Genomic DNA, 14,431 nt, shown 5'->3' with positions numbered 1-14,431 from the left:
GCCGACAATGATTTATGAATGCATTTACTCAATTGACAAAGATAATCTGAATACAGCGGAGTCAAAGCCTACATCAGTAATTTTACGCAGTGGCTGGCCGTTCACGTCATAAGCAGGAATCCGGGTGGATTTTTCCTTACAGAACAAAACCGGAGCCTCCTGACACAGCCCGATGGAAGCTATACAGACCCTTCGCTTAAAATTCTCGGTCAAACTCATCTGGAGAGATTCGGCAATCCTGAAGATCTAAACGGTACATTGCTGTGGCTTGCAAGCAACGACGCCTCCAGATTTGTCACGGGAACGGTCATACCTGTAGATGGAGGAGTTTCTGCATATTCCGGTGTTTAGAGAACCCTGAGAATCCTTTAAGGGTTCTTTTTTATGTAGAAAGATGGCCTGGAAAAAATCCAGGCCACCCTTTGACTAGAGCTGCAGCAAATCAGGGTCCGGTAGCGCCAGTTGGTCCAGTAGCACCGGTAGGTCCTGTTGGCCCAGTAACGCCGGTAGGTCCAGTAGCACCAGTTGGTCCAGTGACACCCGTAGCACCCGTAATGCCCGCTGGTCCAGTAACACCCGTGGCACCTGTAACGCCCGCCGGTCCAGTGATTCCAGTAGCACCCGTAACGCCCGCTGGCCCAGTAACACCCGTTGCGCCAGTAACACCAGTCGGTCCAGTAACACCCGTCGCGCCCGTAACGCCCGCTGGTCCAGTAACGCCTGTGGCACCCGTAACGCCTGTAGCCCCCGTAACGCCAGCCGGTCCAGTAACTCCAGTAGCCCCCGTAACGCCAGCCGGTCCAGTAACTCCAGTAGCACCAGTAACGCCCGCCGGTCCAGTGACACCCGTAGCACCCGTAACGCCCGCTGGTCCAGTAACACCTGTAGCACCCGTAACGCCCGCCGGTCCAGTAACACCCGTCGCACCTGTAATGCCTGCCGGTCCAGTAACACCAGTGGCACCAGTACTACCCGCTGGTCCAGTGATACCCGTAGCACCCGTACTACCCGCCGGTCCAGTAACACCAGTAGCACCCGTAACGCCCGCCGGTCCAGTAACACCTGTCGCACCGGTACTACCCGCCGGTCCAGTAACACCTGTCGCACCCGTAACACCCGCCGGTCCGGTAACACCAGTGGCACCCGTAACACCCGCCGGTCCAGTAACACCTGTCGCACCCGTAACACCCGCCGGTCCAGTAACTCCAGTAGCACCAGTAACGCCCGCCGGTCCCGTAACACCAGTGGCACCGGTACTACCCGCCGGTCCAGTAACACCTGTCGCACCCGTAACACCCGCCGGTCCGGTAACACCAGTGGCACCCGTAACACCCGCCGGTCCAGTAACACCTGTCGCACCCGTAACACCCGCCGGTCCAGTAACACCAGTGGCACCCGTGGCACCCGCCGGTCCAGTAACACCAGTGGCACCCGTGGTACCCGCCGGTCCAGTAACGCCTGTGGCACCTGTACTACCCGCTGGTCCAGTAACTCCAGTAGGACCCGTAACGCCCGCTGGTCCGGTAACACCAGTGGCACCCGTAACGCCCGCCGGTCCAGTGATTCCAGTAGCACCCGTAACGCCCGCCGGTCCAGTAACACCCGTGGCGCCTGTACTACCCGCTGGTCCAGTAACACCGGTAGCACCCGTAACGCCCGCCGGTCCAGTAACACCGGTAGCACCCGTAACGCCCGCCGGTCCAGTAACACCGGTAGCACCCGTAATGCCCGCCGGTCCAGTAACACCGGTAGCACCCGTAACACCCGCCGGTCCAGTAACACCGGTAGCACCCGTAACGCCCGCTGGTCCAGTAACACCCGTGGCACCCGTAACGCCCGCCGGTCCAGTAACGCCTGTAGCACCCGTAACACCTGCAGGTCCAGTAACGCCCGCCGGTCCAGTAACACCTGTCGCACCAGTAACGCCCGTCGGTCCAGTAACACCTGCTGGTCCAGTAACTCCAGTCGCGCCCGTAACGCCCGCCGGTCCCGTAACACCTGTAGCACCAGTAACACCTGCTGGTCCAGTAACACCAGTTGCGCCCGTAACGCCCGCCGGTCCCGTAACACCTGCTGGTCCAGTAACACCCGTCGCGCCAGTAACGCCCGCCGGTCCAGTAACTCCAGTCGCGCCCGTAACGCCCGCCGGTCCGGTAACACCCGTGGCACCTGTAACACCCGCTGGTCCAGTGATTCCCGTAGCACCCGTACTACCTGCCGGTCCAGTGATACCCGTAGCACCAGTAATGCCCGCTGGTCCAGTAACTCCAGTAGCTCCAGTAACGCCCGCAGGTCCGGTAACACCCGTCGCGCCAGTAACGCCTGCTGGTCCAGTAACGCCTGGTGGTCCAGTAACACCTGCCGGTCCAGTAACACCCGTAGCACCCGTAACGCCCGCCGGTCCAGTGATTCCAGTAGCACCCGTAACACCAGCCGGTCCGGTAGCCCCTGTAGGTCCTGCCGGTCCCGCAATTCCTCCCGCAAAATAGAGAAGAGAAATGTCATCAAGAATAACATCGGCTGTGCCTGCTTGAGGAAGTTTGTTGATCAGAATAAGCGCCTGGGTCGTTCCTGCCGGAGCAGGAGTAGTATTTTCATAGAGTTCAAGCCAGTGATTCTGATTTACATCTGGCAGGCGGTTTGGTGGGATATTTTGGATAGTTCCAATTCCGAGAAAGTTAAATGCATCATCATAAAATCCGAGGACAACGGTAACAAGAGGATTTGGGAGAGCGCCAACCTTGGCAAGCGCAAGTTCAAGCAAAAAAGTCTCACCTGAATTTGCTTCAACGAACTGATAGAGAAATGAATTAACATTTCCTCCTGCAAATCTGACAGCAGCAAATCCACTATGAGAAATTTGAGTTGTAATGACAGCGTTGGATGCGGTCCATGGGAAAAAACTGCCCGATTCAAAACTATCATTTACTATACGGTTTTCGATACTCATTTTTTTCCTCCTTTCAAAAATATGCTTTTCACTAGTAAATGAAAAGCTTACTTTAAGATATTCACCGGCAGCAAAGTGAACAGTGTAAATGTCCAGGTAAATTAGCACAATTGTCTGCGGTCGGGCGCTGCCCGATACAATGTGCACTTATGGTCCCAATTAAAAACATGCAATCAGGTGCCAGTTCCTTTTTTCTCCATCCAAAATTCTGATACCTTACATGAAATTTCCTAACTTATGCAGGAGGACACTTTTTCTTACAATAAGGACAGATAGAAAACATCATAGAAATCGGGGTGGTGAGCAGATGGAAGCGAAGATTGTACGGGCAGAGGAGCAAGTAATTGCGCCCAGTACAAAAAAAGGAAGAGTAAAACGGGATCTAAAGAGGATGAATTCCCAAAAATATTTGCAGGTTATGGCGCTGCTCGGTATGGTTTGGATGTTCATTTTCAACTACGTGCCGATGTATGGACTGATTATAGCTTTTAAGGAGTTCAGCATTATCAGCACAATCAGAGAGGCTCCGTGGGTTGGACTGATGCAGTTTAAAGAATTTCTGCAGGATGAGAATTTCTGGACTGTACTGAAGAACACTCTTGGCATCAGCTTGATTAAGCTGATTATCGGATTTCCGCTGCCAATCATTTTTGCCTTGATGCTGAATGAATTGACTTCACTGAAGTTTAAGAAAATGGTTCAGACGATTACGTATTTGCCTCATTTTCTTTCATGGGTTGTTCTCGGCGGTATTTTAACAACATGGTTATCTGATATTGGCATTATTAATGACATTTTACTTAATCTCGGAATTATCAATGAACGCATCAGCTTCCTGGCTGAACCGCAGTACTTCTGGGGCATTGTGATTATCTCGGATATCTGGAAGGAAATCGGCTGGTCTGCAATCATCTATCTTGCAGCAATAGCGGGCGTATCTACTGAACTCTATGAGTCTTCAACAATTGACGGGGCAAACCGTTTTCAGAAAATGTGGCATGTCACACTGCCTTCGATCCGTCCAACGATTACGATTCTTTTCATCCTGGCAGTCAGCGGTGTGCTGAATTCAAACTTTGACCAGATCTTGGTTCTCCGTAATGCATTAAATGAAAGCGCTAGCAATGTTATTGATATCTATGTGTATCAAATGGGTGTTCAAAATGCGCGCTATTCTTATGCAACGGCAGTCGGTCTTTTAAAAGCAATCATTGCCTTTATTCTGCTTTACACGGCTAACAGAATTACGAAAAAGCTTGACGGCACTTCATTATTCTAAGGAGGGGAGATCACGTGCTGAAACTGTTTAAATTAAACCGCAGAACAAAAAGTGAATACATCTTCGACAACATCAACATCATTATTATGTTCTTGATCTGCGGAATAACGCTTTACCCAATCTGGTATGTTATCGTCAACTCCCTGAATGAAGGTGCAGATGCAGCTAATGGCGGCATTTACTGGTGGCCTAGGGAGTTTACGCTGCAAAACTATGAAGCTGTTTTTGCCAACTCAGGCATTCTGACATCATTCGGAGTCACGATTGCGAAAACGGTTATTGGAACCATCACACACGTTTTCTTCACAGCGATGGTAGCCTATGCGATTTCAAGAAGAGATTTATATGGAAGAAAACTGTACATGATGATCGGTATTGTCACAATGTTTTTCAGCGGAGGACTGATTCCTTACTTCCTTCTGATTCGTGACCTGGGATTATTTGATAACTTCCTGGTCTATATCATTCCGACCATGTTTAACTTTTTCCATCTTATTATCTTTGTCTCGTTCTTCAGAGAGCTTCCGCCATCACTGGAAGAGGCAGCAAAAATTGACGGAGCCAATGACTTTATGATTTTCATCAAGATTATTGTGCCGCTGTCGATGCCGGTTATTGCGACAATCGCTTTATTCCAGGGTGTTTATCAGTGGAATGATTATTTCGCAGGGGTCATCTTCGTCAATAATCCTGATCTTCAGCCGATACAAACCTATTTGTATAAGGTTGTTGCAGAATCCAGTTCCAACCAGATGATGATGAATGCTCCAGGCAGCATCACAACAAAAACGGTAACGTCACAATCGATCAAGCTTGCAACCATGGTTATCACGACACTGCCGATTGTTCTTGTGTACCCGTTCCTTCAGAAGTACTTTGTTAAAGGGATGCTTATCGGTTCTGTAAAGGGCTGATGCATATAGAAAGAAAGTCTATTATAATTAGGTACTAGAGAGGGGTTTACTATGAAAAAGTTTAAGAGTCTGTCCATTTTCCTCATTGCGGTTCTTCTTCTTTCCATGCTGGCTGCATGCAATAATGAAACCGCTTCATCAGGGGAGAAAGAAAACAAAAAGCCTGTTTCAGCCGATGAGCCTGCATGGAAAGCAGATACATCGCCGATTACATTTGACTGGTATGTCAACTTTTCCTGGTTCGCATCAAAATGGGGAGAGGACGCCGTTTCAAAGTATGTAACAGATAAAACAGGCGTTTCAATCAACTACATTTCTCCTGCAGGGAACGAAGCAGAGAAAATGAATACAATGATAGCTTCCGGCAAGCTTCCTGATTTTATTACCCTTGGCTGGTGGGAAGATGCTGTAAAGAAAATGCAGGAAGGCGAACTGGTTCTTCCATTAAATGAACTTGCTGAAGAATATGATCCATACTTCTTTAAAGTAGCAGATAACGCAAAGCTTGAGTGGTACAAACAGGAGAACGGAAATGTATACGCTTACCCGAATGCATCATCTTCTCCGAAGGATTTTGAAAAATACAAAGACTTAAAGCCTTCTAACCAAACATTCTTAGTAAGAAAAGATATGTACGAAGCACTTGGAAGTCCTGATATGAGCACACCTGAAGGGTTTGTTTCAGCTCTTCAAGCTGCAAAAGAAAAATTTCCGGAAGTAAATGGTGCACCGCTTATTCCGCTTGGCCTTCATGAATTTACAGATGTAGGCAATACATCACTTGAAGCTTACCTTCAAAATTTCCTAGCCATTCCTATGGAAAAAGACGGCAAGCTGTATGATCGCACAGAAGATAAAGAATATGTAAAATGGCTGAAAACATTCAGAGAAGCAAATGAAGAAGGATTGCTTGCAAAAGATATTTTTGTAGACAAACGCCCGCAAATGGAAGAGAAAATCGCTCAGGGCCGCTACTTCGCTATGCTTTATCAGCGCAGTGACATGGCTGCTCAGCAGCAGGCTCTTTATGCGAAAGATCCAAATTCTGTCTATATCGCTGTTGATGGTCCTGCTAACGCTGCAGGCGATCAACCGACACTTGCAGGGGACAGCATTTCCGGCTGGACAGTTACTCTTATCTCCAAAGATGTAAAAGACAAAGACCGTGCAATTGCTTTCTTAAGCTACCTGATCAGTGAAGAAGGACAAAAAGATTTCTTCTTCGGTGAAAAAGGCGTGACGTACGATGAGACAGACGGAAAACCTCAGTTCAAACCGGAAGTTCTTGACCTTCTAAGCAAGGACAGAACAGCTTTCGACCAGCAATACGGTGCTTCTTATAAACACTGGATGCTGATGGATACGAATATGAGTCTTCCTTGGAACCCGCCTACTGCGGAGCCGTTCAAGCAATTGGAAGACTGGACAAAAGGCAAAACAGTCAGCTTTGCAGCTTATGACGGCCTGAATCCTACAGGTACTTCTGCAGAAGCCATTGCAAGTACAAAAATCAGCCAGGAATGGGGAAAAACACTTCCGAAGCTGCTTCTTGCAAAATCAGACAAAGAGTTTGATAAGGTGATGAAAGCTTACTTGAAAAAACGTGAAGATTACGGCTATGACAAAGTAGAAGAGTATCAGAAGAAGATGTTTGAAAAGAATAATGAAAAACTGAATGCTGGAGAAAAGTAAGGAAAAAGGGCTGCTTCGGCAGCCTTTTTTTCCCTGTTATCCGAAAAAGAAATCCCTTATACTAAAAAGAACGTCAAAAGAACAGCAGGTGTCCTCATGGCAGGAAAAATAAAAACGAAGATCTTCGAAATGTTCCTCAAACTCTCATTGCAGCAAAAATTCATCGCCTTATATATTTTCATCATCATGATTCCAGTCGTCGCATTTACCCTGATCTACACAAGGCAAGTGGATGAAAGTGCGATAAAGGACATTACAACGAAAAATGAATATCTCCTTGAAGTAGAAAAAGTTCATATTGAAAACAATATCGAATCGATGAGGAGAACGGCACAGATGGTTGTCTCTGATAATGAATTTATCGATTTTGTGAAATCAAGAGATGAGACAAATGTGGACGATCTGCTGAACTTTAAAATGAATGCGTTCTCAAATGTATCAAGGCTTCAAGTGAATAATCCAACCATTGAAAACATTCACCTTTACACAAACAATCCCTTCGTAAACGAAATGTGGCCGATCCTTTTCAGTGAGGAGCGGATTGCTGATAAGCCATGGAAGCAGGAAGCCATCGACCGCAACGGCATGGAAATGTGGTGGTATGAACAGCAGGATTACGATATCCTCGGACGCTATCCATACCGGGCGAATGCCAAGATTTCAGTCTTGCGGGAGCTGGATTACCCTAAGGATGAACACTTGGGCATCATCGAAATCAGCATGCTTCAAAAGAACTTTTTCCCGAAAATGTTCAGCACGGTTGACGCAGGTGATTCTGCGATGATGGTCATTGACCAGAACAGCAATTATATCGTCAATCCTGATAACCGCTTTTTAAAAGAAAATGAGATTCGTATAGATACACTGACAAGCCACTTTGAAAAAGAAAAGAAGAAAGAATCCTTCTCTTTTTATTATGAAGACCATGAGCTTCCCATCCTTGTGGGAGCTGTCTATATTGAAGCAATCGACTCCTATATGCTGAGCCTGGTCTCTCTTGAAACGATTTTTGCAGATACAGAAAACACAAGAAATCTTGTCCTTGGGGGAATTGTGTTCCTCGTGCTGATTCTCTCCTTTTTAACATACAAAATGATCTCGTATTTGCTCAAAGAGATGTACAGGCTGATGAGCACGATGAAAAAAGCAGAAGCTGGTGACTTCGGTGTGAAAGTCGAGGTGGATGAATACAGCGAGATCGGACAGCTTGCCTATCATTTCAGAAGCATGCTGGCAAAAATCAACCGCCTGATTGCTGAAGCCATTCATAAAAATGCGGTAACAAAAGAAGCGGAGCTTAAAGCTCTTAAAACGCAAATCGATTCTCATTTTCTATTCAATACACTTGAAAACATCAAGATGATGGCTGAAATAAAAGGAGATTACGAGACGTCCGATGCCGTGACATCACTCGGTTCCATGATGCGCTACAATCTGAAATGGAAAAACGATTTTGTGCTGCTTCAGGAAGAACTGACGCATATCAAGCATTATATTGAAATTATGAATCTGCGGCTTGAGAACAGGCTGACGCTAAAAGTCGATGTGCAGGACCACCTGCTGGCATCAGAAGTGCTGAAAATGTCTCTTCAGCCAATTGTGGAAAATTCGGTCAAGCATGGTCTGATTCCATTGCTTGCTGAAAAGCAGGGCGTTATCAAAATAAGTGCAAATAGAATAGACAGCGGAATCTTGATCGAGATAGAAGATAACGGGACCGGTATGAATGACATAGAGAAAGAACGCCTGTCTGAAAAAATTACAGCAGGACAGCATACCGAAACGCTTCATGGGTCAGGAATCGGGCTTGTAAATGTAAATGAGCGGCTGCTCTTGCATTACGGAACCGATCATGGACTTCAATTAGAAAGCAAAGAGGGAGCTTTTACAAAAGTTTCATTCCTAGTACCAGACTTGCAGACAAAGGGGGACTTGCAGCATGTACAATCTGTTAATAGCGGATGATGAATCAAATATACGCCTTGGCATTAAAGCCATGATTGAACGGGAATTCCCGGGCGAAATCAATACCTTCCTTGCTGGAGACGGGCTTGAGGCACTGGATATCATGAGCAGGGAACAAATCGATCTTCTCATCACGGATATAAAAATGCCTCGCATGAACGGAATTGAGCTGATCCGCACCCTGCAGGAAGCGGACAAAAAACCGATCCTGATCATTTTAAGCGGATATGACGATTTTGAATATACAAAGGCAGCCATTAAATGCAAAGTAAAAGATTACCTTTTAAAACCAGTGAACAGAAACGAGCTGTTTCAGACCGTCCGCAGTTCGATGGAAGATTTGGAAAAGACAAAAACACTCGTTCAGCAGGAACAGGAAGAGGAACAGCTTAGACAAATTCAGTACATCCTGCTGAATCCGCTCCTGTCAAAAGAACGGATCAAAGAAATCTGCGGGCAGTCAAACCTTGAAGCTAAGAGCGGACACTATTTCATTGCCGTTATGAATCAGGGGAGAAATCTTTTTGAAAAGGCAGAGCAGGTGCTGAAAAAAGAAATCCTGTTCCTGGACCAGAAAGACCGGACCGTCATTCTGACAGAAGATCAGGCTGTTCTTGATTTGCTTAAGCAGCACATCCCTGAAGCAGAGCTGGGCTGCAGCGGGCAGAAAACCGATTTTTCAGAGATCAGAGAGGCCTATCTGGAAGCAGCAGAGGCATGCAAATATTCGTTTGTCCACCCGAGACACTCATATATTGATTACAACACGGTAACATCTAAACCTGCAGCAGACATGCTTCCCATAGAAGAAATCAAGAAAATCAAAAACATGCTCGGAACAATCAGAGAACAGGAAATCAAGTCTCTTCTGTTGAAAGTTCTAGATCACGAAAGGATTACGTCCTATTCAATCGATTATCTTGAGAGTATCCATCACGAAACAAACAGAATCATCTATGAACCTTTTTTTGAGCGGTTCGGAGAAGAATCAAAAGCCGCATTTAAAAAGCTGTCCCATATGGAGGACCTCTACAGCTTCCGCGATTTCTATCATTATTTTCATGAAACACAGGAATTGATCCTGAGGCTTCATGAATATATGAAGCAGCTGAGGTCGATTTCAACTGAACAAACCTATATGGAACAGGCACTTGCATTTATCGGTGAAAACTATCAAAAAGACTTGAATCTTGCAGTTGTTTCAAATCACATATCCCTGAACTACTCTTACTTCAGCCATGTGTTTAAAGAAAATACGGGTCAAAATTTCGTCGATTACCTGAAAAAAGTCCGCATTGAAAACAGCAAGAGACTGCTTCAGGATCCTGACTTGAAAATTTTTGAAGTCAGTGACAGGGTCGGCTACAAAAACCCTAAACAATTTGCGCGCGTATTCCGGGAGCTTGAAGGCATTTCCCCGAAAGAGTTCAGGGAGGCGGCTGGTATTTCAGCCGCCAAGGAACAGACATAATCTTATTTTTCAGGAATTTTAATCGTTCAAATCCATCGGGAGGCAGATAAAATGATTACATATCCAATGTTAAAATCGAATGCCGTAATAGGAGTGACCGCACCGTCGTCAGGTGTGCAGCCGGAGTTGCACGGTCTTTTAAAACAGGCTTCGGCGAGAATGGAATCCAGGGGATATACAATTATCACAGGTGAAACAGCCTGGACCCAGGATAAAGCAAAATCCGCACATGCAGCAAAACGCTCAGAGGAATTTAATCAAATGATGCAGGATGATCGAATTGACTTCATTCTTCCTCCGTGGGGCGGACAGCTTGCGATGGAAATGCTTCAGGGTGTCGATTATGAGGCCATAAAAGAAAAATGGATTCTGGGATACTCCGATGTCAGCGTGCTTACACTGGCCATTACCCTCAAAACGGGGATGGCAACAGCTCACGGCACGAATCTGATTGATTTAAGAGGAGAATTGTCCGACCCAACCACTGCCATGTGGGAAACCGTACTGAAAACGGAAAGGGGAGGAAAAGTAACTCAGACGTCCTCTGAAAAATATCAAAAAGAGTGGCAGCACGAGAACCCGACACCTCATGTTTATCATCTGACAGAACCAACCGTCTGGAAAACAGTGTCCGGCCAAGATGAACAGGTCAAAGGACGCCTCCTCGGAGGCTGCATTGATGTGATTAAGCATCTGGCAGGCACGCCGCTTGGTGATGTTAAAGCCTTTTCCGAAAAACATATCGCCGGCGATCCGATCCTCTGGTATTTCGAAAACTGCGCGCTTTCCGCAACGGATTTGCGCATATCGCTTGTCCAGCTGAAAATGGCCGGCTGGTTTGAAAATTGCTCAGGGATTCTATTTGGCAGAAGCCCGGCGAACCATCCTGTAGAGGGGTATACGGCAGAGGATGTATATGAGGACCTTGCATCAGAACTTGGTGTCCCTGTCATCTATGACATTGACTGCGGACATCAGCCGCCTCAGCTGACCCTGATTAACGGTGCTTTTGCGGACGTGACAGTGGAGAACGGAAAAGGGATTGTTGTTCAGGAGTTTAGATGATGGAAGAAACCTTTGTATCTATTAAAAATGAACTCCCAGCCATTTACAGCGGGAATCATAAAAAACTGCGAAACGGGACGATGCTTTTCGGGGAACTTGATGAAGGAAGATGGCATACTTCTCTGCAGCCTCCCCTTACCGGCAGTGAAATTGCCCTTTTTGAAGAGCAAGTGCAGACTGTCTTTCCATCTCAGTACAAAGAATTTTTATCTTTCACAAACGGATGCTGGCTCCTTGACCTAATAAGGATTGCTGGCAAAGCGCCAGACACTTACCGGGGAATGAGTGAGGAGGAGGAGTCTTACTCACCTTTTCCGCTGGCAGATATGCAGGGACTTTATAAACGAAAAACAACCCCTCCAGACCACTTTATCTTTGCCGACTCGTTCGTCAAGCAGGTTTATTACACAATTAACAGCAGCGGATACGTGCATGAGGTGTCATACAAAACGAAAAAAACCCTTCGAACCTTTGACTCAATTGGACTATTGCTCCAATCCATTCTGGAAGAAGGAAAAGAGCAGATTGAGAATGATCTTTCCTATGAATTTACTTGATCCTTTCATTGGAAGAGAAGCACGCCTATATCGGGTGTGTTTTTTTCTTGTTTATCTGGAACTTTATTCCGTTTCAACCGTATAACACTTATCCATTCTAGAAGGGGGAGTACAGATGATATCCTACCTGATCATGGCCCTATTCATCTTAGCCGGCGCGATGCTCTATCAGGGGAAATGGGCGAATTTAATAGCAGGGTATAATACGCTTTCTAAAGAAGAAAAAGAAAAATATGACACGCCTGCTCTTTGCAGGTTTTATGGGAAAATGATGTTTGTCATCTCGTTCAGCATCCTTCTGTGGGAGATTGGCGACGAACGTGGAAGCCTGCTGATTTTTATGTTCGGCACCTTGCTGTTTATTGCTTCTGTTGTTTTCACACTTGTCTATTCGAACAGCGGAAGCCGCTTCAAAAAGTAAGCTGCCTTATTCGGCAGCTTTAAAAACTTCTATTTTTTCTCCCTTTTTCACTAGAATCACATCCTCTTTCTCTTTGGCGCGGTACAGGACTGTCCCTTTATCGAGATAATTCGACCAAAAATTCTGCGATGGTTTAACACTTGCATCCACTTTAATTGAAATCGTCCCAAGCTCTATTCCAAGCGAATACTGTTCAGACAAACCCTCTGCATAATAATCTTTTCCATCTGCCATAAGCAGAGCTGCGTATGACTGGTTGTTCTCCTGCTGACTGCAGCCGGCGAGTACGATATAAATAAATGCGGCAAAAAGAATCTTTCTCATTTTTTCCTCCTTCTGGAAATGGCGTGTATTGAAGTAGACGGAGAAAAGAGGATTTCGTTTCACCTGAGAAACAAAAAAGAGCATCAGTTTTTTGATGCTCTTTTCAGGTCTTAATAAATTTCTTTAATTCCCGCCAGCCTGATTGAAAAGACATTCTTATCTTCGTCTTCAAGTGACAGGGTCTGATCGCTCAGGTCGAGATTGCGGACGCGGCCTTTCAGTGTCTGGATGGCACCGTCGATGTAATAGTTTACCGTTACAAGCTTGTTGCGCCTCAATGCTTTTAAAATCATGTGAATGTCTCCTTCCGTTTTGTGTTTATTTTAAGGGTAGTAGTTTAAAGTGTAATCGCTTTCTGTGAGTATATTCCTATTATACTACAGCTTTGTGAAAGCGATTACATTAAATTTGAACACTTTGTGAAAAAAAACACATTGAACACGTTCAGTTCACATGATACCTTTAATAAAAAGACCGCAGGAAATGGGGACTCACAGCATGGGAATAGGATTACAAGGAAAAAAAGTTGTGATTGCAGGATCGAGAAAAACAGATGAAATCAGTACGCTGATTAAAAAACAGGGAGGGATTCCGCTTGTCCGCTCTCTGCAGGGAACCGTTTTTCTGGCTGAGGAGCAGGTGGAACCTGATTTGCGCAAGTACATAAATGAGGGTGCGGACTGGACCATCCTGACGACAGGAATGGGAACAGAAACGCTGGTGAAGCTTTCCCGTCAGCTGGGGGCGGAAGAAGCCTTTTTAAGACAGCTCCGCGAGTCGAACATTGCTTCAAGGGGATACAAGACCTTCGCTTCGCTCAAAAAGCTTGGATTGACGCCATTAAAAAAGGATGATGATGGAACGACCAGGGGCCTTGTCCGGGCTTTGGAAAATGAAGATTTTTCCGGAAAAAGAGTCATGGTGCAGCTCCACGGTGAAACAGCACCTGCACTGATTAAGTTTCTTGAAGAAAAAGGGGCATCTGTCCATCAGGTCCTTCCGTACCGTCACATTTCACCTGATGAAAAAGCCGTCAGCCTCCTTTGCGAAGAACTGAAAGCTGGAGAAATTGACGCGGTATGCTTTACCGCTGCCATCCAGGTTCGGGAATTTTTTCAGTATGTGAAGGAGCATGATTTAACGAAGGATGTACTTGAAGCCTTCAAAACGCGCACACTCCCTGTAGCTGTCGGAAAAATTACTGCCGAAGCCCTTACAGAGGAAGGTGTAGAGAATCCCCTCGCTCCTGATCTTGAACGAATGGGTGCGATGATTATCGAACTTGCCAATTATTATGAAAAAAAACAATTGACATAAGCCTTCCGACTGCGCATAATATATAAAAATCAATGAACGCTGAAGCGGGACTAGTATGCGGGACTTTGTGCAAAAGAGAGCGGGGTTTATAAGCTGAGAGACCCCGCAGCAGCAAAGCCGCAGAACCTGCCCGCCGAGTCCTGTGCCAAACACACAGGCGCCATCAGCCTGGCGTTATCAGGCAAAGCGGGATGCCACGTGCATCCAACCAAGGTGGTACCACGGAGAGCAAAGCCCTTTTCGTCCTTATTTTACAGGACGGGGAGGGCTTTTTTTATTTCTTAGGCAGAAGCTGAGGGGTCAAAAAACGGTGTGATTTAACCCTTTATACAAAGATGCAGGAGCTGGAGGGTCATAAGCCAGGAAGATATGACCTTTCGTAAAAAGAAGCAGCAGCTGAAGGGTCATAAGCCAGGAAGATATGACCTTTCGTAAAAAGAAGTAGGAGCTGAAAGGTCATAAGCCAGTGAAATAAG

Annotated in this window: 12 protein-coding genes and 1 pseudogene; 10 read left to right on the top strand and 3 right to left on the bottom strand. The window is 46.0% G+C overall.

From position 1 onward, the window contains the following. Positions 1–51: 51 nt before the first annotated feature. Positions 52–351 (top strand): annotated as a pseudogene (locus RKD52_RS15850) (SDR family oxidoreductase); the annotation flags it as partial. Positions 352–442: 91 nt separating this feature from the next. Here the strand turns inward: RKD52_RS15850 and RKD52_RS15845 are convergent. Continuing rightward, complete coding sequence (locus tag RKD52_RS15845) at positions 443–2,950, bottom strand: NTTRR-F1 domain (RefSeq protein WP_454100457.1); 2,508 nt, start codon at positions 2,948–2,950, stop codon at positions 443–445. Positions 2,951–3,257: 307 nt separating this feature from the next. Between RKD52_RS15845 and RKD52_RS15840 the strand changes: the two genes are divergently transcribed. The 8 genes from RKD52_RS15840 (at position 3,258) to RKD52_RS15805 (ending at position 12,314) form a co-directional block, all read left to right on the top strand. Continuing rightward, positions 3,258–4,229: an ABC transporter permease gene (locus tag RKD52_RS15840; RefSeq protein WP_454100456.1), complete on the top strand. Its 972-nt coding sequence runs from the start codon at positions 3,258–3,260 to the stop codon at positions 4,227–4,229. 23 nt (positions 4,230–4,252) lie between these two features. Beyond that, entirely contained in the window at positions 4,253–5,143 is an 891-nt protein-coding gene (locus tag RKD52_RS15835; RefSeq protein WP_203290269.1) for a carbohydrate ABC transporter permease, read from the top strand. A gap of 51 nt (positions 5,144–5,194) precedes the next feature. After that, entirely contained in the window at positions 5,195–6,835 is a 1,641-nt protein-coding gene (locus tag RKD52_RS15830) for an extracellular solute-binding protein (protein ID WP_454100455.1), read from the top strand. A 96-nt stretch (positions 6,836–6,931) separates the two neighbouring features. After that, a complete protein-coding gene (locus RKD52_RS15825) occupies positions 6,932–8,800 on the top strand; it encodes a histidine kinase (protein WP_454100454.1) in 1,869 nt (622 codons plus the stop codon). Continuing rightward, complete coding sequence (locus tag RKD52_RS15820; RefSeq protein WP_454100453.1) at positions 8,775–10,271, top strand: response regulator; 1,497 nt, start codon at positions 8,775–8,777, stop codon at positions 10,269–10,271. The genes RKD52_RS15825 and RKD52_RS15820 overlap by 26 nt, the downstream gene beginning before the upstream one ends. A gap of 51 nt (positions 10,272–10,322) precedes the next feature. Next, positions 10,323–11,336 carry a S66 family peptidase gene (locus RKD52_RS15815; protein WP_454100452.1) on the top strand — a complete coding sequence of 338 codons (1,014 nt, stop codon included), beginning with the start codon at positions 10,323–10,325 and terminating at the stop codon, positions 11,334–11,336. Next, the gene (locus RKD52_RS15810) at positions 11,333–11,893 is read left to right on the top strand and encodes an SMI1/KNR4 family protein (RefSeq protein ID WP_454100451.1); all 561 of its coding nucleotides are present in this window, start codon (positions 11,333–11,335) and stop codon (positions 11,891–11,893) included. Before RKD52_RS15815 ends, RKD52_RS15810 begins: the two co-directional genes overlap by 4 nt. 115 nt (positions 11,894–12,008) lie before the next feature. Next, positions 12,009–12,314 (top strand): DUF3784 domain-containing protein, encoded by a 306-nt coding sequence (locus RKD52_RS15805; protein ID WP_454100450.1) that lies wholly within the window; start codon positions 12,009–12,011, stop codon positions 12,312–12,314. Positions 12,315–12,320: 6 nt separating this feature from the next. Here RKD52_RS15805 and RKD52_RS15800 read toward each other — a convergent pair whose 3' ends face one another. Together RKD52_RS15800 and RKD52_RS15795 are read right to left on the bottom strand one after the other, a co-directional pair. After that, complete coding sequence (locus RKD52_RS15800; protein ID WP_454100449.1) at positions 12,321–12,638, bottom strand: membrane lipoprotein lipid attachment site-containing protein; 318 nt, start codon at positions 12,636–12,638, stop codon at positions 12,321–12,323. A 110-nt stretch (positions 12,639–12,748) separates the two neighbouring features. Next, positions 12,749–12,931: a YolD-like family protein gene (locus RKD52_RS15795; RefSeq protein WP_454100448.1), complete on the bottom strand. Its 183-nt coding sequence runs from the start codon at positions 12,929–12,931 to the stop codon at positions 12,749–12,751. A 205-nt stretch (positions 12,932–13,136) separates the two neighbouring features. On the opposite strand from RKD52_RS15795, the gene RKD52_RS15790 reads away from it, so the two are divergent. Continuing rightward, entirely contained in the window at positions 13,137–13,955 is an 819-nt protein-coding gene (locus RKD52_RS15790) for a uroporphyrinogen-III synthase (protein ID WP_454100447.1), read from the top strand. The last annotated feature ends 476 nt before the right edge of the window (positions 13,956–14,431 follow it).

The sequence above is a fragment of the Metabacillus sp. SLBN-84 genome (genome assembly GCF_053629595.1).
Note: the sequence above shows the minus strand (reverse complement) of the source record. Positions and strands in the feature narration are given on the sequence as shown.

What these genes read in the sequence shown, in the direction of transcription:
- RKD52_RS15845 (WP_454100457.1), bottom strand. Translation starts at nt 2,950, where the DNA reads ATGAGTATCGAAAACCGTATAGTAAATGATAGTTTTGAATCGGGCAGT.
- RKD52_RS15815 (WP_454100452.1), top strand. Translation starts at nt 10,323, where the DNA reads ATGATTACATATCCAATGTTAAAATCGAATGCCGTAATAGGAGTGACC.
- RKD52_RS15800 (WP_454100449.1), bottom strand. Translation starts at nt 12,638, where the DNA reads ATGAGAAAGATTCTTTTTGCCGCATTTATTTATATCGTACTCGCCGGC.
- RKD52_RS15805 (WP_454100450.1), top strand. Translation starts at nt 12,009, where the DNA reads ATGATATCCTACCTGATCATGGCCCTATTCATCTTAGCCGGCGCGATG.
- RKD52_RS15830 (WP_454100455.1), top strand. Translation starts at nt 5,195, where the DNA reads ATGAAAAAGTTTAAGAGTCTGTCCATTTTCCTCATTGCGGTTCTTCTT.
- RKD52_RS15790 (WP_454100447.1), top strand. Translation starts at nt 13,137, where the DNA reads ATGGGAATAGGATTACAAGGAAAAAAAGTTGTGATTGCAGGATCGAGA.
- RKD52_RS15820 (WP_454100453.1), top strand. Translation starts at nt 8,775, where the DNA reads ATGTACAATCTGTTAATAGCGGATGATGAATCAAATATACGCCTTGGC.
- RKD52_RS15810 (WP_454100451.1), top strand. Translation starts at nt 11,333, where the DNA reads ATGATGGAAGAAACCTTTGTATCTATTAAAAATGAACTCCCAGCCATT.
- RKD52_RS15840 (WP_454100456.1), top strand. Translation starts at nt 3,258, where the DNA reads ATGGAAGCGAAGATTGTACGGGCAGAGGAGCAAGTAATTGCGCCCAGT.
- RKD52_RS15825 (WP_454100454.1), top strand. Translation starts at nt 6,932, where the DNA reads ATGGCAGGAAAAATAAAAACGAAGATCTTCGAAATGTTCCTCAAACTC.
- RKD52_RS15795 (WP_454100448.1), bottom strand. Translation starts at nt 12,931, where the DNA reads ATGATTTTAAAAGCATTGAGGCGCAACAAGCTTGTAACGGTAAACTAT.